General features: G+C 73.8%; 16 protein-coding genes. 6 read left to right on the top strand and 10 right to left on the bottom strand.

Annotation, left to right across the window (positions count from 1 at the left end):
- Positions 1–1,779 (bottom strand): AMP-dependent synthetase/ligase, encoded by a 1,779-nt coding sequence (locus WMF31_RS39970; RefSeq protein WP_436607129.1) that lies wholly within the window; start codon positions 1,777–1,779, stop codon positions 1–3.
- A 507-nt stretch (positions 1,780–2,286) separates the two neighbouring features.
- Between WMF31_RS39970 and WMF31_RS39965 the strand changes: the two genes are divergently transcribed.
- Positions 2,287–4,320, top strand: coding sequence for a serine/threonine protein kinase (locus WMF31_RS39965; RefSeq protein WP_436607128.1), 2,034 nt, complete (start codon positions 2,287–2,289; stop codon positions 4,318–4,320).
- A 24-nt stretch (positions 4,321–4,344) separates the two neighbouring features.
- Here the strand turns inward: WMF31_RS39965 and WMF31_RS39960 are convergent, their stop codons facing one another.
- The 4 genes from WMF31_RS39960 to WMF31_RS39945 form a co-directional block, all read right to left on the bottom strand.
- Entirely contained in the window at positions 4,345–5,040 is a 696-nt protein-coding gene (locus tag WMF31_RS39960; RefSeq protein WP_436607127.1) for a hypothetical protein, read from the bottom strand.
- Positions 5,041–5,185: 145 nt separating this feature from the next.
- Positions 5,186–5,545, bottom strand: a complete 360-nt coding sequence (locus tag WMF31_RS39955; protein ID WP_436607126.1) for a YXWGXW repeat-containing protein — start codon at positions 5,543–5,545, stop codon at positions 5,186–5,188.
- Positions 5,542–6,504, bottom strand: coding sequence for a prepilin peptidase (locus tag WMF31_RS39950; RefSeq protein WP_436607125.1), 963 nt, complete (start codon positions 6,502–6,504; stop codon positions 5,542–5,544). The genes WMF31_RS39955 and WMF31_RS39950 overlap by 4 nt, the downstream gene beginning before the upstream one ends.
- Before the next feature lie 7 nt (positions 6,505–6,511).
- A complete protein-coding gene (locus tag WMF31_RS39945; protein ID WP_436607124.1) occupies positions 6,512–6,787 on the bottom strand; it encodes a hypothetical protein in 276 nt (91 codons plus the stop codon).
- A gap of 73 nt (positions 6,788–6,860) precedes the next feature.
- Here WMF31_RS39945 and WMF31_RS39940 point away from each other — a divergent pair, with 73 nt between their 5' ends.
- Entirely contained in the window at positions 6,861–8,147 is a 1,287-nt protein-coding gene (locus tag WMF31_RS39940; RefSeq protein WP_436607123.1) for a formylglycine-generating enzyme family protein, read from the top strand.
- Between the two features lie 42 nt (positions 8,148–8,189).
- On the opposite strand, the gene WMF31_RS39935 is transcribed toward WMF31_RS39940, so the two are convergent.
- From WMF31_RS39935 to WMF31_RS39915, 5 genes are all read right to left on the bottom strand, one after another.
- Complete coding sequence (locus tag WMF31_RS39935; RefSeq protein WP_436607122.1) at positions 8,190–8,639, bottom strand: YbjN domain-containing protein; 450 nt, start codon at positions 8,637–8,639, stop codon at positions 8,190–8,192.
- A gap of 64 nt (positions 8,640–8,703) precedes the next feature.
- Positions 8,704–9,840 carry a hypothetical protein gene (locus WMF31_RS39930; RefSeq protein ID WP_436607121.1) on the bottom strand — a complete coding sequence of 379 codons (1,137 nt, stop codon included), beginning with the start codon at positions 9,838–9,840 and terminating at the stop codon, positions 8,704–8,706.
- Positions 9,837–10,808 (bottom strand): alpha/beta fold hydrolase, encoded by a 972-nt coding sequence (locus WMF31_RS39925; RefSeq protein WP_436607120.1) that lies wholly within the window; start codon positions 10,806–10,808, stop codon positions 9,837–9,839. The genes WMF31_RS39930 and WMF31_RS39925 overlap by 4 nt, the downstream gene beginning before the upstream one ends.
- Positions 10,809–10,850: 42 nt before the next feature.
- Entirely contained in the window at positions 10,851–11,081 is a 231-nt protein-coding gene (locus WMF31_RS39920) for a TIGR04563 family protein (RefSeq protein ID WP_012241296.1), read from the bottom strand.
- Between the two features lie 134 nt (positions 11,082–11,215).
- Entirely contained in the window at positions 11,216–13,198 is a 1,983-nt protein-coding gene (locus WMF31_RS39915) for an aconitase family protein (RefSeq protein ID WP_436607119.1), read from the bottom strand.
- Between the two features lie 254 nt (positions 13,199–13,452).
- Between WMF31_RS39915 and WMF31_RS39910 the strand changes: the two genes are divergently transcribed.
- The 4 genes from WMF31_RS39910 to WMF31_RS39895 all read left to right on the top strand — a co-directional run bounded on the left by WMF31_RS39910 (position 13,453) and on the right by WMF31_RS39895 (position 18,745).
- Positions 13,453–14,802 (top strand): protoporphyrinogen/coproporphyrinogen oxidase, encoded by a 1,350-nt coding sequence (locus WMF31_RS39910; protein WP_436607118.1) that lies wholly within the window; start codon positions 13,453–13,455, stop codon positions 14,800–14,802.
- On the top strand, positions 14,799–15,542 hold the full coding sequence (locus tag WMF31_RS39905) for a glycosyltransferase (RefSeq protein ID WP_436607117.1): 744 nt from the start codon (positions 14,799–14,801) through the stop codon (positions 15,540–15,542). Before WMF31_RS39910 ends, WMF31_RS39905 begins: the two co-directional genes overlap by 4 nt.
- 192 nt (positions 15,543–15,734) lie before the next feature.
- The gene (locus WMF31_RS39900; RefSeq protein ID WP_436607116.1) at positions 15,735–17,519 is read left to right on the top strand and encodes a glycerol-3-phosphate dehydrogenase/oxidase; all 1,785 of its coding nucleotides are present in this window, start codon (positions 15,735–15,737) and stop codon (positions 17,517–17,519) included.
- Positions 17,498–18,745 (top strand): FAD-binding protein, encoded by a 1,248-nt coding sequence (locus WMF31_RS39895; protein WP_436607115.1) that lies wholly within the window; start codon positions 17,498–17,500, stop codon positions 18,743–18,745. Before WMF31_RS39900 ends, WMF31_RS39895 begins: the two co-directional genes overlap by 22 nt.
- Positions 18,746–18,753: the final 8 nt, after the last annotated feature.

Here is an 18,753-nt window from a genome sequence, read left to right as displayed (position 1 = left end):
CTAGTCGGCGTACATCGCCTCGATCTCGCGCGCAAAGTTCTGGGTCACGTTGCACCGCTTGATCTTGAGCGTGGGCGTCAGCTCGCCGTCCTCGACGGTGAAGCCGCGCGGCAGGATCGCGAACTTCTTGATCGTCTCGGCCTGCGCGAGCTGCCCGTTCACCTCGTCGACGGCCCGCTGCACGCCCTCCCGGACCTCGGGCGCGTCGCGCGGGAGATCCGCGCCGAGCCCGCGCGCGGCCGCGAGGCGCCTCACGGCGTCGGGGTCGGGCACGATCAGGGCCGTGAGGAACTTGCGCCCGTCGCCGATGACCACCGCCTCGGCGATGAGATCGTGGCGCTTCAGCGCGCCCTCGAGGTTCGCGGGGGAGATGTTCTTTCCTCCGGCGGTGATGAGGATCTCCTTCTTCCGCCCGGTGATGTGGAGGAACCCCTCCTCGTCGATCTTGCCGAGGTCGCCCGAGCGCAGCCAGCCATCGACCAGGGCCTCCGCGGTCGCCTCCGGATCCTTGTAGTAGCCGAGGAACACGTTCGGCCCCTTCACGAGGATCTCGCCGTCGTCCGCGATCCTCACGTCGACGCCCGGCACGCTCGGCCCCACGGAGCCGAGCTTCGTCCTGCCCGGCACGTTGTAGCTCGTCGGCCCGCTCACCTCGGACTGGCCGTAGACCTCGGTGATCAGGATATCGAGCGACGCGAAGAACTCGAGGACCTCCTTCGCGATGGGGGCCGCGCCGCTGCTCGCGGCGTGCGCCCGGGAGAGCCCCACGGCGGCCTTCACCTTCGAGTAGACCAGCTTGTCATAGAGGCGGTGCTGCATCGCGAGCAGCGGCCCCGGCGGCTCACCCCGGGCGCGGAGCGCGCTGTACTCCCGGCCGACGCGCCTCGCCTGCTCGATCGTGAGCTTCTGGAAGCCCTTCGCCGCCGAGAGCTTCGCGCTGATCCCGGCCCGGATCTTCTCCCAGATGCGCGGGACCCCGAACAGGACCGTGGGCTGCACCTCCCTGAGGTCGTCCGCGACCGCCTCGAGCGACTCGGCGAAGTAGACGGCCGAGCCGACCGAGGCCGGGAGGTGGACCGTGAACATCTGCTCGGCGATGTGCGACAGCGGCAGGTAGGAGAGCGTGACGTCCCACGGGGACATCGGGATGATGCGCGCCGACACGTCCGCGACCCACGTGAGGTTCCCGTGGCTCAGCATGACGCCCTTCGGCGGCCCCACCGTCCCGGAGGTGTAGATCAGCGCCGCGAGGCCGCCCGGATCGAGCGCGTCGAGCCGCTGCTCGAGCGCCTCGTCCGCGACGCGGCTGCCCCTCTCGAGGAACTCCTCCCAGGAGAGGACCCGCGGGTCGCGCGGGCGCTCCGCGCCGCGCATCATCACCGCCCACTGGAGCTGCGGCAGCCCGTCCCACCGGCTGAGGACCTTCTCCAGCTGGCGCGTGTCCTCGACCAGCACGAGCTTCGAGGCCGCATGGTGGACGATGTGGCGCACCTCCTCGGGCGAGCAGGTCGTGTAGATGCCCGCGGGAGCGCCCCCGACCGCCATGCAGGCCATGTGCATCACCACCCACTCGGGCCGGTTGAAGCCGAGCAGGCTCACCGTGGAGCCGGGCTCGACGCCGAGCGCGATGAGCGCCTTCCCGGCGCGGCGCACCTCGCCCGCGTACTCCCGGAAGCTGGTCATCCTCCAGAAGCCGCCCTCCTTCACATAGTGGGCCGGAGCCTCGGGCCGCGCCTTCGCCTGACCCAGCAAGCGCCGCGGAATCGAGTCGCAAGCCATCGGTCACCTCTCGCCAGCAAATTGTGCGCGAGCAAACGCGACATTCCTACATCTTCAACGCATCCCCTTCGCGCGTCAGGAGCGGCCGGAGGGTGATGCTTCTCACGGTAGCAGGGGCAACGTCAATTTCTTGAGAACGGAACGCTACCGCTCCGCCGGTACGCCCTGCCGGCGCGCGGAAACGATCGCACCCACGCGCCGCTCACAGCGCTGCGCGCGCCCGGCTGCGGGCCGCCGTAGATCGCCGGGTTCGGCTCCGGGACCGACTGGGACGCCGGGGCGCCGTCGACTGGGACGCCGGGGCGCCGTCGACTGGCACGCCGGGGCGCCGTCGACTGGGACGCCGGGGCGCCGTCGACTGGGACGCCGGGCCGCCGTCGCGGGCGAGCCGTCGGCCGCCTGCGCACGGTTGACTTCGCCCGCCGCCAGCTTGACTGCACGTCTTCGGATCAGGACCATTCGGCGGTGAGCGCGCACAAGGGGAGGGGTGGGGAGGCTGACCGGGCGGTGGACTCCGCCCGCAGCGACGAGCTCGCCGCCTCGGGCCCGCCGGAGCATGTGCATGCGGCGCTCGAGACCCGGACCCTGCGCTCCAGGCAGCTGACCCTCCCGGGGCCCACCGAGCCCCCGGCGACCGTCCCGATGCGGCGCCCCGACCGCGACGCGCCGACGGCCGTCGGCCGGGATGCGCCGCCTTCCCCCTCGGACCGGCGCTCGCGGAGCCTCGGCAAGTATCAGTTCATCGCGACGCTCGGGCGCGGCGGCATGGCCGACGTGGACCTGGCCGTCGCGGTGGGGCCGGCGGGCTTCAGCAAGCTGCAGGTCATCAAGCGCCTCCGGCGCAACATCGCCGACGAGCCCGAGTTCCGGGACATGCTGCTCGACGAGGCCCGCCTCGCCGCCCGGCTGAACCACCGCAACGTCGTGCAGACCAACGAGGTCGGCCTCGTGGACGGCGAGTACTTCATCGCCATGGAGTACCTCGACGGCCAGCCGCTGAGCCGGGTGCTCTCCCGCGCGCGCGAGCAGGCGCGCCCGATCCCGCTCGCCGTCTCGCTCTGGATCCTCAGCGAGGTCCTGGCCGGCCTCCACTACGCCCACGAGCTCGTCGACTACGACGGGACGCCGCTCAACGTCGTCCACCGCGACGTCAGCCCCCACAACATCTTCATCACGTACGACGGTCAGGTGAAGATCGTCGACTTCGGGATCGCGCTCGCTGCCCGCCGCGTCGTCGAGACGCAGGCGGGCACGCTGAAGGGCAAGGTCGCGTACATGGCGCCGGAGCAGGCGTTCTCGCCCTCCTCGGAGATCGACCGGCGCGCGGACATCTTCTCGATCGGCGTCATCCTCTGGGAGGTGGTCGCGTCGCGCCGCCTCTGGCGCGGGCTGACCGACCCGCAGATCATCTCGTGCCTGATGCGGGACATCCCCGACGTGCGGACCGCGCGCCCCGAGGTGCCGTTCGAGCTCGCGCGCATCTGCGGCCAGGCGCTCGCCCACGCCCCGAGCAGGCGCTACGCGACGGCCGCCGAGCTCCGGGCGGAGCTCGATCGGTACGCGGAGCGCCTCTCGGAGCAGGTGACCGCGGAGCAGGTCGGCGGGCTCGTGGGCGCGCTCTTCGCCGACGAGCGAGCCGAGATCCGGACGATCATCGATCGCCAGCTCAAGAGGCTGCGCGAGGGCGGCCCCGACGCGGCGAGCGCGGAGCGCTCCGGCCACGCCTCGAGGCTGCCGTCGCTGCCCTTGCACGAGCGCCTCGACTCGTACCCGCCTGCCCCGGAGGAGGGGGCGGCCACCCCCTCGACGCCCGCGGCTCGCCATCGCTCGAGCCCCCCGCAAGGAACGCTGCACGCGGTCGTGCGGCCCGAGCCCACGGCGGCCGCTCCCCCGGCGCCGGCGCCGCGGCGCTCGCGGCTCCCGCTCGTCGCGGCCGCGGCCGTGATCGCGGCGCTCGGCGCCGTCACGCTGTACCTGAAGCTGCGCGATCCGGCGAGAGAGAGCCCCGGCACGCCCGCATCGCCGCCGGCCCAGAGCGCGCCGCTCGCGCAGGCGCCGCCCCCGTCCAGCGCCGCCCCCTCCCCGCCGGCCGCCCAGCGCAGCATGCCGCGCGCGGCGGTGGAGGCGGGGCTCCTCCGCGCCACGATCAAGGCGAGCCCCGCCAGCGCGAGGATCCTCCTCGATGGGGTGGCGCTCCCCTCGAACCCGTTCGAGGGCAAGCTCCTCAAGGACGGCGCCGCGCACCGGATCGAGATCTCCGCGCCGGGCCACGTGACGCAGCGGCGGATGCTCATCTTCGACAGGGACATCGAGCTCGCGGTGACGCTCCACGCCGCGCCGAACCACGCCGCGCCGAAGGCCCCGGCGCCCTCCCCCGCAGCGCCGGCCACCGAGGCGACCACCGCCACCCGGGCCCGATCCGCCGAGCCCGCCTCGCCGCAGCCCGCCGAGCCGGCCTCGCCCCGCCCCGCCGAGCCGGCTTCGCCCCGCCCCGCCGAGGTGGATCCGACCATCCCGCCGCCGAAGCCCGACCCGTACTGACCACGGCCGAGGAACGGCGACTGATCACAGATCCTTGTACCCGGTCGGCGGCTCCTCGAGCTTCGCCGCCCGGGCCACGCCGCGGAACACGTAGTCGGAGTAGCTGTACGGTCCGTCGGACCACACGAGAAAGTCGTCCGCGAGCATCCCGTCCGGCGCCCCGTCGCAGAGCTCTGGCGCCGCGATGATGGGGCCTTCGTTGTAGACCGGCGCCGAGGCGTTCACTTCCTCCTCGGCCTCTTCCATCGCGGCCAGGGCGCCGGCGTGCCGGTCCGCGTCGAGCTCGTCCACCGGGTAGAGCTCCCAGTCGAGCAGCACGAGCTCCGGATGGGGCGGATCGTTCGGAGGAGACGCGAAGGGGGCGTGCGCGGCCTCGGGGAGGCCCGTCCGCGCGAGCGCCTCGAGCAGGCGCGTCCGGTACCGCAGCGCCTCCTCCCCCGGGGTCCAGAACGCCGTGAGCGCCGCGATCACCTCCTCGGTCCTCGCCTCCCGCCAGAGCGACGGATCGCGCGAGCCGAGCTCGAGGCCGCGCTCCTTCCCGAGGCGCGCGTCGAACGCCGCGGCGTGCGGCGCGAACTCGGGCAGCTCGGCCAGCGCGTGATCGACGGACCAGTGGAGCCGATGATCCACCTCGCGCACGTACCGGTGCTTGCCCAGCGAGCGGAGGAGGCGGGCGATCTCGTCGACGGTGCGCGCAGCGAACGACCAGGCAAGCATCATGGGGCAGGGCTCATCGATCCGTGCAGGGGGGCCGTGCAGGGGGTCGCGCGCGAGCTGGCTCACCCGTGTCGATCGGGCCACGGCCGGCGCGGGCGCCGAGCACCTCCGCACGGCGTGACTTTCCATCGCGCGGCCGCGGCGTCGATCACTTCTTGGCGGGGACGTGCCACGCCCCGGCAAACCACACCAGAGATCCGTCTGCGCGGCGTACGGTGGTGGCCGGAGCGAAGTACGCGCCCAGCGGCACGGGCTCCCACCGGCCTGGCAGCCACGCCCAGCGGCGGCTCCTCCACTGCCACTCGCCGTCGATCCAGACGAGCCCGCCGGGTTTCTCGGGCATTTCGATGATCTCGACCCGCGCCGGGGGCGGCGGGTACGGCACGACGATCGCAGGGTCGCTGGGCAGGTGCGGGCCGGTCGGGGGCAGCGGGAGCGAGCTGCCGCAGCCGCCGAGGAGGGCGAGCGCGAGCGAGCCACCGAGTACGCCGTGGGGCAGCGGCTTCATCCGGCGTCGATCCACGAGAGATAGGCGTCGAGGAGGTCGCGACCGAAGAGCAGGCACTCCAGCGTCGCGAGCGCGAGGAACGGGCCGAACGCGATGCGGGCCTGGCCGAACCCTTCGCCGGGCTCCTCCGCGAGCGGATCCAGCGCGAGCTCCTCCTCGGCGGCGGCGCGCTCGTCGGGGGACATCGCCGCGAGCTCCTCGCGGATCTGGGCGCGCTCCAGGCGCACCGCCTCGGGCTCCTCGATGCCGCCGCGCAGCAGCAGCATGGCGATCGCCGCGATCGAGCCCTGGACGGCGCCGGCGCACAGGACGAACAGGGCGCCCCCCCAGCCGAACCAGGCGCCCGCCAGCATGAGGAGCTTCGCGTCGCCGAGGCCCATGCCGACGCGGCCGCGGATCCGCGGGTAGATCACGACGAACGGGAGCCAGACGATGGCGAAGCCGACAGCCGCGCCGAGGAGCGCGTCGTCGAAGCCCATCGAGCGCAGCGACGCGGTGGCGACCCCGAGCACCGCGCCCCCGATCGTGATCGCGTCGGGGATGTACATGTGCTCGAGATCGATGAACGTCGCCGCGAGCAGCCCGAGCGCGAGCGCGAGGTCGGCGGTGTACGTGGCGAGCGCGCGGAGGACCGGCGTCGACCCGGGGAGATCGAGGAGGATGAGCTCGACGATCGCGAGCGACAGGACGCCGCCGGCCGCCTCGACCAGGGGATACCGCGGCGACACCGCCGCCCCGCAGCAGCGGGCGCGGCCGCGCAACAGCAGGTAGCTGAGGACGGGGATGTTGTCGAAGGCGCGGATCGGCGCGCCGCACGCGGGGCAGCGCGAGCCCGGGTGGACGACGCTGAGCTCGCGCGGGACGCGGTGGATGACGACGTTGAGGAAGCTGCCCCAGAGCAGGCCGAAGCAGACCGCGAAGGCGCGGAGGAACCAAGGAGGGAAGTCGGCGAGCGTCACCTTCGGCTCATGTCCTCGGGTTCGACGCGGCGAGCCGGAGCATCATCGTGAGCGCCTGCTCGAGCTCCGCGACGGAGGGCTGCACGGGGTTCTCGGAGAGCGCCGCCTTGAGCTCGACGAGCCGCCCGCCGAGCTCCTGGTAGCGCCGGCGTATGCCCTCGGTCGGCGCCTCGGCCACCCACCGGCGCACGATCTCCCGCAGCTCGTCCAGATCGCTGCCGGCGAGGAGCCGCGCCATCTGGGAGGCCATCGGATCCGGTGCGTCGTCCACGCCCTGCCCCATCCCGGCCAGCATAGCGCGGGCACTTTGACGGGCGAGGGGTCCTGCGACATAAGGCGAAGCGCTTCGAGGAACCGTGCGGACGACGACGCCTGAGCTTGCCCTGATCCTGCTGGCCGCCATCGCCGGGGGGGCCGGGTGCGACCGCGGGGCGCCGCGGCAGGCCGAGGAGCAGCGCCCGGACGGCGGCGCCCCTTCGGCGCCCGCGCCGCAGGGGAAGGTGCTCGAGGCGGCCGAGAACGAGGCGCCCGCGGCCAGCGCGAGGCCGCAGGCGGGCGCCGCGGCCCAGGCGGGGCCCGCGCGCATCGAGATCCCCGCCGGGAAGCTCGTCGCGGGCAGCACGCCCGGGGACAAGGGGCGCGACCCGACGCTCGAGCCGGCGTTGCTCGCGGTCGAGCTGGGCGGCTTCACCATCGATCGCTACCTGTACCCGAACGATCCCGCGCAGCCCCCGCTCACCGGCGTGACGCGGGCGCGCGCCTCCGAGCTCTGCCAGCAGGCCGGCGGGCGGCTGTGCACCGAGCTCGAGTGGGAGCGCGCGTGCAAGGGCCCCGAGGGGACGCCCTACGCGGGCGGCGCGGCGTGGGACCCGGCGTGCGCCAAGGCGCCGACGTCGTGCGCGTCGGGGTTCGGCGTCGTCGGCATGGGGGCCGCGCTGCGCGAGTGGACCGCGAGCGACGTCGCCCCGATCGAGGACCTCCAGCCCAAAGCGGCGTCGGTGCGAGGGGCCACGGCGAGCGCGAGCGGCGTCGATCACCGGTGCGCGCGCCGCGCCGCGGTCGACCCGGCCGCGTCGGGCGACGACATCGGCTTCCGCTGCTGTCACGGGGCGCCGAACGCGGCGACGATCCCGTCGCCGCAGTGGCAGCAGACGTTCCGGCGCGCGGAGATCAGCCCGCAGCAGGTGACGGAGCTGCTCGCGTCGGTGCGGCAGCTCCGCGATCTCGGCGGGGACATCTCGTTCTTCAAGGAGCCGGACGACGTGAGCGTCGTGCTCCGGCGCGGCCGGACGCGCCTCTCGCCGGGCGGCACCCCGGCGAACCCGCCGGAGTCGATCCCGCCCCCGAACACGACGCTCACCACGTCGCCGCTGCTCTGGAACCCGGTGCCGGGCGAGGAGGTGCTCGTGGTGACGGGCAAGTCCGACGACGACTCGTTCATCGTCGCGTTCCTGAAGCTCCCCGGAGATCGCTACCGGATCGCGTCGTCGATGCTGCTGAAGGGCGAGCGGGGGCCGATCGCGCTCGGCTACAACGGCTACGTGCGGCGGCGGCTCGGGTGGGCGACCTGCTGGGACTGCCGCGGCGAGTCGGGCAACATCACCTACCGGGACGATCACCGCGTGGTGATCACGCAGCGGTGAGCGCGCGTCAGCGCAGGTCGCGGGCCAGCCTGCGCCGGCGCCTCACCCGCCGTCGCCGAGCAGGGCGTGCCGGTACGCCGTGGCGTACTCGATGATCCGCTCGAGCGCGTCGGCGAACTCGGATTGATCGAGCGACTCGGTGGGCATCTCCGCGCACAGCAGGATCTCGTCGCGATGGTCGAGGGCGAACTTGGCGACCCGCATGTCGCGGTTGGCCTCGAGCAGGTAGCGATGCAGCCCGATCCGCTGGCCGGCGTCCTCGACCAGGGGATCCGGGCCCTCGTCGCCTCCCGAGCAGCCCTGCGGGTCGATCTCGTCGAGCACGCCGAACATCGAGAGCACGACCCAGTTCTCGGTGCACTGGACGTAGAAGGGCGGCAGCTCGACGATCCCCTCCTCGCGCGGACGGATGCGCAAGGTCGACGGCTGCTCCAGCTCGGCGCTGTAGCCGATCTCCTCCGTCCAGCGCTGCAGGGTGGTCACGTCGATCACGGGCTCCCGTGATCGCCCTGCGGCCGCCGGGGATCAAGACGCGGCGCGCGGGGCCGCCCGGTTGCTACAGGGCGAGGACGGCGGCCTCTCCCCGGGCGGCGATCTTCGCCGCGATGAGGCTGAGCAGCGCCTGCCTCCGCTCCTCGAGCTCCACGAGGGCGCGCGGCGGCACCAGCTCCTCCTCGATCCCGCCGCCGCCGGGGCGCAGCGCCGCCGCGGCCTGCTCGGGACCGAAGCGCAGGAGCGCGTCGTGGAGCGCGCGGGGAAACCGCGCCGCTTCGACCAGGCGCTCGAGCTGTCGATCGAGCTCGCGCGCCTTCACGTGCGGCGGGAAGGCGCTCGCGTTGGCCTCCAGCACCAGCGCCCCCGCGCCCACGTCGATGACGATCTCCTTGCGGAGGCCGTTGCCGGCCAGGTAGTCGAGCGCGAGCATCTCCAGGTAGCCGCGGAGGATCGAGGCGCGCTCGCCGCGCGCCGGCGATCGAGAGCGCGCCCAGCGCGCCCACACGTCGAGCTCGGGCGCGTCGTCGAAGCGAACCGATCGCAGGCGGGCCGCCGCCCAGCGCGGGCCGGGCGGGCCGGGAGCGGGCGACTGGACCAGGGCGTCGACCGTCCCGTCGTTCATGACCGCGAAGCGACGCAGCAGCCTCCGTCCGCCGGGCTCACGGCCGACGAGCGCCGCGAGCTCGCCGATGCCGATCCGGCGCGCCGCAGCGGCGGGCACCACGTGCGCGTCGAGCGCCCTCGCGAGCCGGTAGAACGCGAGGGGCCGCCGGAATCCGAGCGGATCCTTCTTCAGCGCCGGCGCGAACCTCACCTTGATCTCGCGCGCGGGCGCGCCGCTGTCGGCAGCGCCGAGCGCCAGCGTGGCCTCGAAGCGGCCCTCGCCCCGCTTGCCCGCAGGTCGCAGCGCGCGCAGCGGCGCGCGCTTCAGGGCACGCGCGAGCTGCTCCTCGTCGAGCGCGCTGGCCCGCGGCGCGGAGCGCGCCGGCGCGCTGCCCGGCGGGCGCGCCGGCGGCGGCCCGATCGCGGGCGCGACCTCGGCCTCTGCCAGCGCCGCGATCGAGCCGGCCGGCGCGCCGCTCCGCTCGGCCTCCGGTCGCGCGCACGCGGCCGCGAGCAGCGCCGACGCGATGAGCAGGCGCCCCGGAGACCAGCGGCCCGCGCTCGCCGCGCGCTCGCCTGGCGCGCGGCGGATCATCCGTTCTTCGCGAGCCCGCGTGGCACCTCCGGCGAGGGCGCATCGCTCGCCGACGAGCCGCTGAAGACGCGCTCGAGCAGGAACTGCTCGATGCGCTCGATGACCATCTTCTTGCGCTCCAGCGGAACCACGTGCGTGCCACCGGCCACCATCATCAGCTCGCCGCGCGGCAGCGCCGCCGCCATCTCCTCGGCGAGGCGAGGCGGGGTGAACGTGTCCCGATCGCCGGCGATCACCAGCGCCGGCACGTCGATCCGCGGGAGCAGATCGGCGGCCGAGTGCTCGCCAGCGCTCTGCAGCATGTGGAGGAACATCGAGAAATCAATGTCGACCATGTGCCGCATGTACGGCAGCAGATCCGACGGGGTGATCGCGCTCGCGTCGACCTCGCGGGCGAGCAGCGCGATCCGCAGCGCCATCGGCGCCGGCACGCGGCTCCAGATCGCGCGCGCGATGTGCGGGTACGCGTCGACCTGCGCGATCACGCGCGGCAGGAGCTGCGCGAGCACGTCCGTGCCCTTGAAATGGTGCGTGATCCGGCCGGACGAGCCGCAGATCAGCACCAGCCCGCGCACGCCCTCGCGGTGGGTCCGCAGGTGCTCGAGCGCGACCTGGCAGCCCATCGAGTGCCCGAAGAGCACCACGGGGCCGCCGCCGATCGCCGCGCGCACCGCCGCGAGATCGCTCGCGTGGTCGCGCAGATCGATCGCCTGCGGGTCAGCGGGCAGGCTGCTCCGACCGTGGCCGCGGTAGTTCCAGTGGGCGACGTTGACCGTGCGGGCCAGGTCGTCCCACAGGTACTTCCAGATGAAGCCGTCGCATGCGATGCCGTCGCAGAGCACCGCCGTCAGGCGTTCAGAGCCCGCCCCAGCCCCGCCGGCGAGGCTTTCGATGCCGCCGGGACCTTCCCGGTAGCGGACATAGATCCGCGTGCCGTCCTTCCCGGCGGCAAAGAGCTCTCGAACCATCGATTCCCGAGCGACGCGGCGTACGCGAGGCCCGCGGCGAGGTTAGTCGCCGCTGTCCTCGTCGTCAGCCACGTCATTGACACTCGGAAGCTTTTTGATGTCTATCCGCGCCAGCTTCCAGGCGCGCTGCACGACCCAGGAGAGCGAGCGGTCCAGCCGCGCCGCTTCCTCTTTGATTTCCTGCAGCATCGACTCCGGAAAGTAGAGGCTCTGCTTCCGCTTGTCCGTCTTCGAGGCTTCGTTGTTCTTTGCCAGCGTGTCCTTGTCGGTCATACGCTCTTGGGGCTCCTCCCGATCCGCCACAGAGGAGCACCTTAGCGTACGGTGCACTTCCGTGGAAAGCATTCGTTTTTCCATGATGCCGATTCCGGCCACTATGTATGTAACACCGCGACAGGCGCTCTGCGTCAGAGCTCCGGAAATGCAATCTTCCCCGCAATCGCGCTCGCCGCGACGATCAGGGGACTGGCCAGGTAGACCTGCCCGGGGCCGCTCCGGCCCGGGAAGTTCCGGTTGATCGCCGAGACCGTGACCTGCTCCTTGCGGCTCGAGACGCCCGGCCCGGCCTTGATGCACGCGCCGCAGGAGGGGTCGACGAGCTCGGCGCCGGCCCGCTCGAAGATCTCGAGGTAGCCGTTCGCCTCGGCGTAGCGGCGGATCTCCTGCGAACCGAACTGGATGTACAGGTGCACGCCCTCGGCGACGCGCTTGCCCTGCTCCACCGCGCGGCGCAGCACGGCCGCGTACATGTCCATGTCCGCCTTCTTGCCGCCCGTGCACGAGCCGCCGTACGCGATGTCGATCTTGACGTCACCGCCCGCGATCTCGCGGAGCGACCGCAGCGGCACGCCGTTGCGCGGATCGCCCGGCGTCGCGACCATCGGCTCGATGGAGGAGAGGTCGACGTCGAACGTCGCCGCGTACTCCGCGCCGGGATCCGCGCGCACGATGCGCGCGCGCACGTCGTCCGCGGCGAGCCCGCGCCGCGCGACGAGGTAGCGCACGATCTCCTCGTCGGCCTCGATGATCCCGGTGAAGCCGCCCGCCTCGACCGCCATGTTGGTGAGCGTCGCCCGCTCGTCGAGGCCCATCGCGCGGACGCCCTCGCCCGCGAACTCGAGCACCTTGCCGATGCCCTGGCCCGTCTTCCAGAACGGCTGCGAGAGCAGGGAGAGCATCACGTCCTTCGCCGTGACCCCCGGCCCGAGCCGCCCGGTCAGGTTGAAGCGCACCGACTGCGGCACCGCCACGCGCACGTCGCGCGTGAGCCACGCGTTCGCCATGTCGGTCGAGCCCACGCCGAAGGCGAAGCACCCGAGCGCGCCCGCCATGCAGGTGTGCGAGTCGGTCCCGGCCACGATCTGCCCCGGGAGCGCGAGCTCCTCGATCACCTTGTTGTGGCAGATGGCCTCGGAGCCCACGGTCCTGCCGTCGCGCTCGACCTCGCCGTAGAGCTTGATCCCGTGCCGCTCCGTGAACGCCTGCTGCACCGTCGCGAGCGAGGCGGCCTGCTCCCTGAGGCCGAGCTTGAGGTGCGCCTCCGGCATCACGCGGTCGAGGAACGTGAGGTGATCGCGGAAGGCGAAGACGCTCTCGGGCTCGCTCACGACCGCGTCGGGCCCGAAGCCGGCCCGGAAGAGCGACTCGGCCATGGGCGTGACGTACTCGTGCGAGAAGCGCACGTCCACGCGGACGAAGAGCGCGTCGCCGGGCTTCACCGCAGGGGCGCCGATCTCGCCCGCCGCGGCGTCCACGATCGCGTGCGCCGCGATGATCTTCTCGCACAGGGTCATCGGCCGCGGCGGCGTGGCGAGCGTCGGCGGCGAGACCTCCCCGGCCAGGCGCGCCTTGTTGTAGGCGAACAGGCCCCCGTACTCGACGACGTCGGCGCTGATCGGGTCGAGCCCGCGGGTGAACTCGCCGATGGGGATCTCCTCGCCCCGCGCGATCCGGTCGAGCAGCGAGAAGTCGGTCGTCGTGAGCAGCCCGATGTTCTGGCAGTTCTGACCGTAGATCTTCTCGATGCTGCGCGCGACGACGAGCTGGATCCCGGCCTCCCGCTCCGAGTACGGCGCCGTCTCCCGCGAGCTGCCGCAGCCCTTCGAGCGCCCGCTGACGATGACCCCGAAGCCGCCGTCCTTGATGGCGTCGCGCTCGATGAGCCCGCCGCGCAGCCCGACCAGGCAGTACCGGGCGAGCGTCTCGTCGTAGTAGTAGCAGACCCAGCCCGGCGTCAGCTCGTCGGTCGAGATGTTGTCGATCAGCGCGTGCCGCTCGGGATCGAAGCGCAGCGCGCCGCCCGAGAGCTGCTGCTTCAGGAGCTCCGGGTCCTCCGTCAGGTAGAGGATCCTCCCGGTGACTTGAACGGACGTGCGGCGCGGGATGGGCATCTGGACCTCGCCCCCCCGGCGCGCAGGGCAGGCGCACCGGGGACCTGGACACACCTAGTCGCTCTGCGCGGGGGCGCCAATCCTGGTCTGCTCGCCGCGCGCGGGGTGCGTAGCGGCGTGCGCCGCGTAACGCTCCGCGCGCTCACCGCGGCGGCGAGAAATCCAGCGTCGGCGCGGCGTGCGGCGCGGGGCAGCGCGCCTTGACGGCGCACCGGGGAGGTGGTGTCTTCGCGGCCGCGGCCGGGCCGCGAGCGATGACCCGACCCACGATTTCCAGCGTCCCCGTCGCGATCCTCGGCGCCGGCCTGACGGGCATGGCCGCCGCGTACCACCTCGGTCGAGCCGGCGTCCCCCACCGCGTGTTCGAGCGCCTGCCCCGGCCGGGCGGCCACGCGATCACCACCGTGGACGACGGTTTCCGCTTCGATCGGACAGGCCACCTCCTCCACCTGCGCGACCCGGCGACCCGCGAGCTCGCCCTCGGCTGGATCGGCCCCGACGCGCTGGAGATCGAGCGTCGCTCGATGGTGTGGTCGAACGGCACGTACACCCGCTATCCGTTCCAGGCGAACACCTTCGGGCTACCGCCGGCGGTCGCGTACGACTGCCTGCGCGGCTTCATCGAGGCGCGCTTCGCGCCGCGCGGGCCCGAGCCCAGGAACTTCGAGGAGTTCTGCCTGGCGCATTTCGGCGAGGGGATCAGCCGGCACTTCATGCTCCCCTACAACAGCCGCCTCTGGGGGGTGCACCCGCGCGAGATCACCGCCGACTGGTGCTCCCGCTTCGTCCCGATACCGAAGCTCGAGGACGTGCTCGCCGGGGCGGTCGGGCTGAACGACAGGGAGCTCGGCTACAACGCGCGGTTCCTCTACCCGCGGCTCGGCATCGGGCAGCTGACGCGGGGGCTCGCGCGGGCGCTCGCCGAGCAGCGGCCGCGCGACGCCGGCGCGCCCGCGATCGAGCTCGGCCGCGCCCCCACGGCGATCGACTGGCGCGCGCGGGAGCTCGTGTTCGACGACGAGATCGTCCGTTACGACGTGCTCATCTCCTCGGCGCCGCTGCCCGTGCTGGTGCGGCTCCTGTCGGACGCGCCCCGGGCCGTCGGCGAGGCGGCCGCCCGGCTGCGCTGCACGCACCTCCACTACCTCGACGTGGCGCTCGACGCCCCCTGCGGGAAGCCGCTGCACTGGGTGTACGTCCCGGAGGAGAAGTACCCGTTCTACCGCGTGGGCTGCTACTCGAACTTCTCCCCGGCGATGGCGCCGCCGGGAAAGGCCTGCCTCTACGTCGAGCTGGCCGACCGCGCCGAGCCCGAGCTCGCGACGCTGCTTCCCCGCGTCGCGGACGGGCTCGTCGAGATGGGGCTCATCCCCTCCCCGGGCGCCATCCGCTTCGCCCGGACGCGCCGCATCGACCACGCGTACGTCGTGTTCGATCACAGCTACTTCGCGTCGCTGGGGGCCGTGCGGCCGTTCCTGCAGAGCCAGCGCATCGTCTCGTGCGGGCGCTACGGCGGCTGGAACTACTCCTCGATGGAAGACGCGCTCCACTTCGGGCGCGACGCGGCGGCGGAGGCGCGGGCGCTCCTCGGAGGCGCGCCGTGAGCAGCGCGGGGTCCGGCCCCGGCGACGCCGGCGAGGCGCCGGAGGTCTCGATCGTCATCCCGATCTACAACGAGGAGGCGATCCTCCACGCGGCCGTGGTGGACCTGCGCGAGCGGCTCTCGCCGCTCGGCTGGCGCTGGGAGCTCGTGCTCGCGGAGAACGGCTCGCGCGACGGGACGCTCCGCATCGCCGGCGAGCTCGAGCGCAAGTACCCGGAAGTGCGGCGCTTCTCGATCGGCGAGCCGAACTACGGGGCGGCGCTCCGCGCGGGCATCGAGCGGGCGCGCGGGCGCTTCGTGCTCTGCGACGAGATCGACCTGTGCGACGCGGATTTCCACGCCCGGGCCGTCGACATGCTGCGGGAGGGCGGCGTCGACATGGTGATCGGCTCGAAGCTGCTCCCGGGGGCGCGCGACGACCGCCCGTGGGCGCGGCACGCGGCGAGCCAGATCTACAACGGGCTCCTGCGCGCCGCGCTCGGCTTCCGCGGGACGGACACCCACGGGCTCAAGGCGTTCGTCCGCGAGCCGCTGCTCGGGATCGTGCGCGACTGCGTCGTGGACAAGGACGTCTTCGCCAGCGAGCTCGTCATCCGCGCCTACCGGGCGGGCCTCCGGCTCGAGGAGATCCCCGTGCGCGTGCTGGAGAAGCGGCGGCCCTCGATCAACCTCACGCGGCGCGTTCCGAACGTGCTCCGCAGCCTCGTGAAGCTGACCTGGGCGATCCGGGTCCGCGGCTGACGGCCCGGCCCGGACCTTGGCGGGGGGCGCTGCGCGCCGGGAGCTCCCCTCCGGGGCCTGGCTTGCGTTCCGGCGAGCCCCTCTCGTGGCTCGCCGGAACGCAAGCCCCTCCGGCGAGCCCCCGGCGCGCAGCGCCCTCCGCCAAGGTCCGGGCCGCTCGTGAAAAATTTCTGGCATGCTATACGCCCTCCAGTGACGATCCTCCCTTCAAGCGCCGCAACACCGGCTCGCCGCGCCGGCACCGACGTGGACGTGGTGGTGATCGGGGGCGGGGTGAACGGCGTGGGCGTCGCGCGCGATGCGTCGCAGCGGGGCTTGAAGGTCGCCCTGTTCGAGCGCAACGATCTCGCCTTCGGCGCGAGCGGGAACTCGAGCGGCATGATCCACGGCGGGCTCAGGTACCTGACCAGCGATCCGCACGTGACCGAGACGTCGTGCCGCGACTCCGGGCACATCCAGGCGATCGCGCCGCACCTGCTCTTCCGGATCCCCTTCCTCGTGCCGTTCGAGAACGCGGCGCGCGCGCGCGTCCTCTACACGCTCGCCGACGCGTTCTTCGAGGCGTACGACGCCTACCAGCCGCTCAAGCGCGGCAAGCCGCACGCGCGCCTGTCGTCCGACGAGCTCAGGACGCTGGAGCCCGGGCTCCACGGCGACCTCGCGGGCGGCTTCAGCTTCGACGAGTGGGGCATCGACGGCGCCCGGCTCTGCGTCGCCAACGCCATCGACGCGATCGAGCGGGGGGCGAAGGTGTACGTGGGGCACACGGTGGAGCGGATCGAGCGCCGCGAGGACACCGGCGAGATCCTCGCCGTGCGCTACCGCGATCTCAGGACCGGCGAGGGCGGGCGGCTCCGCACGAGCGTGGTCGTGAACGCGACCGGCGCGTGGTCGCCGATCACGGCGTCGCTCGCGGGCCTGCCGGCCGCGAGCTCGCGGGTGCGGCCCGGCAAGGGCATCCACGTCGTGTTCGACCGTCGCCTCACGAACTACGCGATCATGGGGACGACGATCGACGGCCGGCAGATCTTCCTCGAGCCGTGGGAGAACATGAGCGTCGTCGGCACGACCGACGACGATTTCTACGGCGACCTCGATCAGGTCCGCGCGACGAGCGAGGAGGTCCGGTACCTGGTCCAGGGCATCGCCCGCGTGTTCCCGCAGATCCGCGAGGCGCGCGCGATCGGCACGTTCGCGGGCGTGCGGCCCACGATCCACGCGTACGGGCCGACCGAGGACGACCTCTCGCGCGAGCACCAGATCATCGACCACGCGGCGCACGGCGCGCCGGGGCTCTACTCGATGATCGGCGGCAAGCTGGCCAGCTTCCGGCTCTTCGCCGAGCAGATGACCGACGTCCTCGCGCGGCGCTTCCAGCTCGGCGCGCGCTGCGCGACGCACACGACCGCGCTGCCCGGCGGCGACCGCCCGGCGGACGCGCTCGCGCTCGCGCGGCGGCTGGAGGTCGACGCGGTGGCCGCGCGCCGGCTGGTGTACCGGCACGGCTCGCGCGCGCTCCGGATCGAGGAGCGCGTGCGCGAGCGGCCGCGCGAGGCGGCCACGGTGTGCGCCTGCGAGCCCGTCATCGAGGCCGAGGTGCGCTATGTCCTCCGGCACGAGCTCGCCCGGAGCGTCGCCGACGTCGCGCGCCGCACGCGCCTCGGCCTCGGCGCGTGCGGCGGCATGCGCTGCGCGGCGCGGTGCGGGCAGATCGTGGCGCAGGAGCTCTCGCTCCCGCCGCGCGAGGGCGCGCGGCAGGCGATGGAGTTTCTGTCGCGGCAGGCGACGACGCGCGCCGTCGCGCTCGGCCCGGAGCAGGCCCGGCAGGAGGCGCTCGCCATCGCCAGCGTGCGGTCGGAGCTCGGCGCGCCCGCGGGCGACGAGGCGGCCCTCTCGGCGCGCGAGGAGGGCGAGCCGCGGGCGCCGCGCCCCGCGAGGGACCTGGAGGAGAGGGCATGGCGCGATCGATCGTCGTGATCGGCGCCGGCGTGGCCGGCCTCGCCGCGGCGTGGAGCGCGCGGCGGCGCGGGGCGCAGGTCACCGTGATCTCCGCGGGCGTCGGGGAGACGGCGCTCGCGGGCGGCGCCGTGGACGACGTCCCGTGGGACCAGCTCGAGCGGGCCGCGCGGCTGCTCGGCGGCGACCTGCCCGCCGGCGATCTCGCGCCCGCGGCGAGGCAGTTCGCGGCGGAGCTCGGCCTGTGGGACGTGCCGCAGGCGGCGGCCGCGCGCCTCGCGACCGTCGCCGGGCGGATCCGCCCGGCCCGCGCGCGGGATCGCGCGCTGCTCGATCTGGGCCCGCTCCGCCGCACGCGCGTCCTCGTGCCCCGCGCACCGCGCGGCGCGTGGGACGCCGACGCGCTCGCGGCGTCGCTCGCGGACGAGCCGTTCGCCCGCGCGCGGGGGCTCCGCTTCCTGCCGGTCGACGCGCCGATCCTGCGCTTCGACGACGAGCGGCGGATCCCGGACGGCGACCTCGCGGCGCGGCACGACGACCCGGCGCGGCTCTCGTGGCTGCTCGAGCGGCTCCGCGAGGCGCTCGAGGGCGCGGGCGGCGCGGGGGCGATCCTGCTCGGCCCGTGGCTCGGCGCGCGCGCCCCGCGGGCCGAGGCGCTGTCGGCTCGCCTCGGGGTCCCGGTGGGCGAGGCGCTGGTCGGCGCCGGCTCGCCGGCGGGGCTGCGCTTCGAGGCGGCGCGCGACGCGCTGCTCGCCGCGATCGGGGCGACGCGGCGCCACGGCCGCGTGCGCGCGGTGGGGGCGCGCCGCGACGGGCCGGGGGATCGCGCCGAGCGCGTCTCGGTCCACGTGGAGGGCGACGACGCGCCGCTCGAGGCGGACGCCGTGATCCTGGCGATCGGCGGCCTCGCCGGCGGGGGCGTCGCGTACGCCCCGCCGGAGCGCGGCGCCGGCCATGACCTCGCGGCGCGCGGGGCCGCGCCGTTCGCGCTCTCGATCGCGGCGCCCGTCACGCTGGGTGACGCGCGCGGGCCGCTCGGCGTGGTGAGCTCCATGCAGGGCCCCGAGCTCGACGTCATCGCGTGGCCCTGCGGCGAGCGCCCGGGCGCGCTGGAGACGGTGGGCATCCGGTGCGAGGGCGTCCGCGCGGCCCCCGGGGTGCTCGCGGCCGGGTCGGTCGTGGCCGGGCGGGCGCGCACCGTGCTCGACGCGGTGACGACCGGGCTGCGCGCCGGCGCCGAGGCCTGACGGCGTCG

The organism is Sorangium sp. So ce1036, assembly GCF_051369805.1.
Classification (GTDB): Bacteria; Myxococcota_A; Polyangia; order Polyangiales; family Polyangiaceae; genus Sorangium; species Sorangium cellulosum_F.
This window is presented reverse-complemented; position numbering and strand designations above follow the sequence as displayed.

Bases quoted from the DNA above. Each gene is read 5' to 3' on its own strand.
- WMF31_RS39970 (WP_436607129.1), bottom strand. From the start codon at position 1,779: ATGGCTTGCGACTCGATTCCGCGGCGCTTGCTGGGTCAGGCGAAGGCG.
- WMF31_RS39925 (WP_436607120.1), bottom strand. From the start codon at position 10,808: ATGGTTCGAGAGCTCTTTGCCGCCGGGAAGGACGGCACGCGGATCTAT.
- WMF31_RS39915 (WP_436607119.1), bottom strand. From the start codon at position 13,198: ATGCCCATCCCGCGCCGCACGTCCGTTCAAGTCACCGGGAGGATCCTC.
- WMF31_RS39960 (WP_436607127.1), bottom strand. From the start codon at position 5,040: ATGATGCTTGCCTGGTCGTTCGCTGCGCGCACCGTCGACGAGATCGCC.
- WMF31_RS39955 (WP_436607126.1), bottom strand. From the start codon at position 5,545: ATGAAGCCGCTGCCCCACGGCGTACTCGGTGGCTCGCTCGCGCTCGCC.
- WMF31_RS39895 (WP_436607115.1), top strand. From the start codon at position 17,498: ATGGCGCGATCGATCGTCGTGATCGGCGCCGGCGTGGCCGGCCTCGCC.
- WMF31_RS39920 (WP_012241296.1), bottom strand. From the start codon at position 11,081: ATGACCGACAAGGACACGCTGGCAAAGAACAACGAAGCCTCGAAGACG.
- WMF31_RS39930 (WP_436607121.1), bottom strand. From the start codon at position 9,840: ATGATCCGCCGCGCGCCAGGCGAGCGCGCGGCGAGCGCGGGCCGCTGG.
- WMF31_RS39910 (WP_436607118.1), top strand. From the start codon at position 13,453: ATGACCCGACCCACGATTTCCAGCGTCCCCGTCGCGATCCTCGGCGCC.
- WMF31_RS39945 (WP_436607124.1), bottom strand. From the start codon at position 6,787: ATGGGGCAGGGCGTGGACGACGCACCGGATCCGATGGCCTCCCAGATG.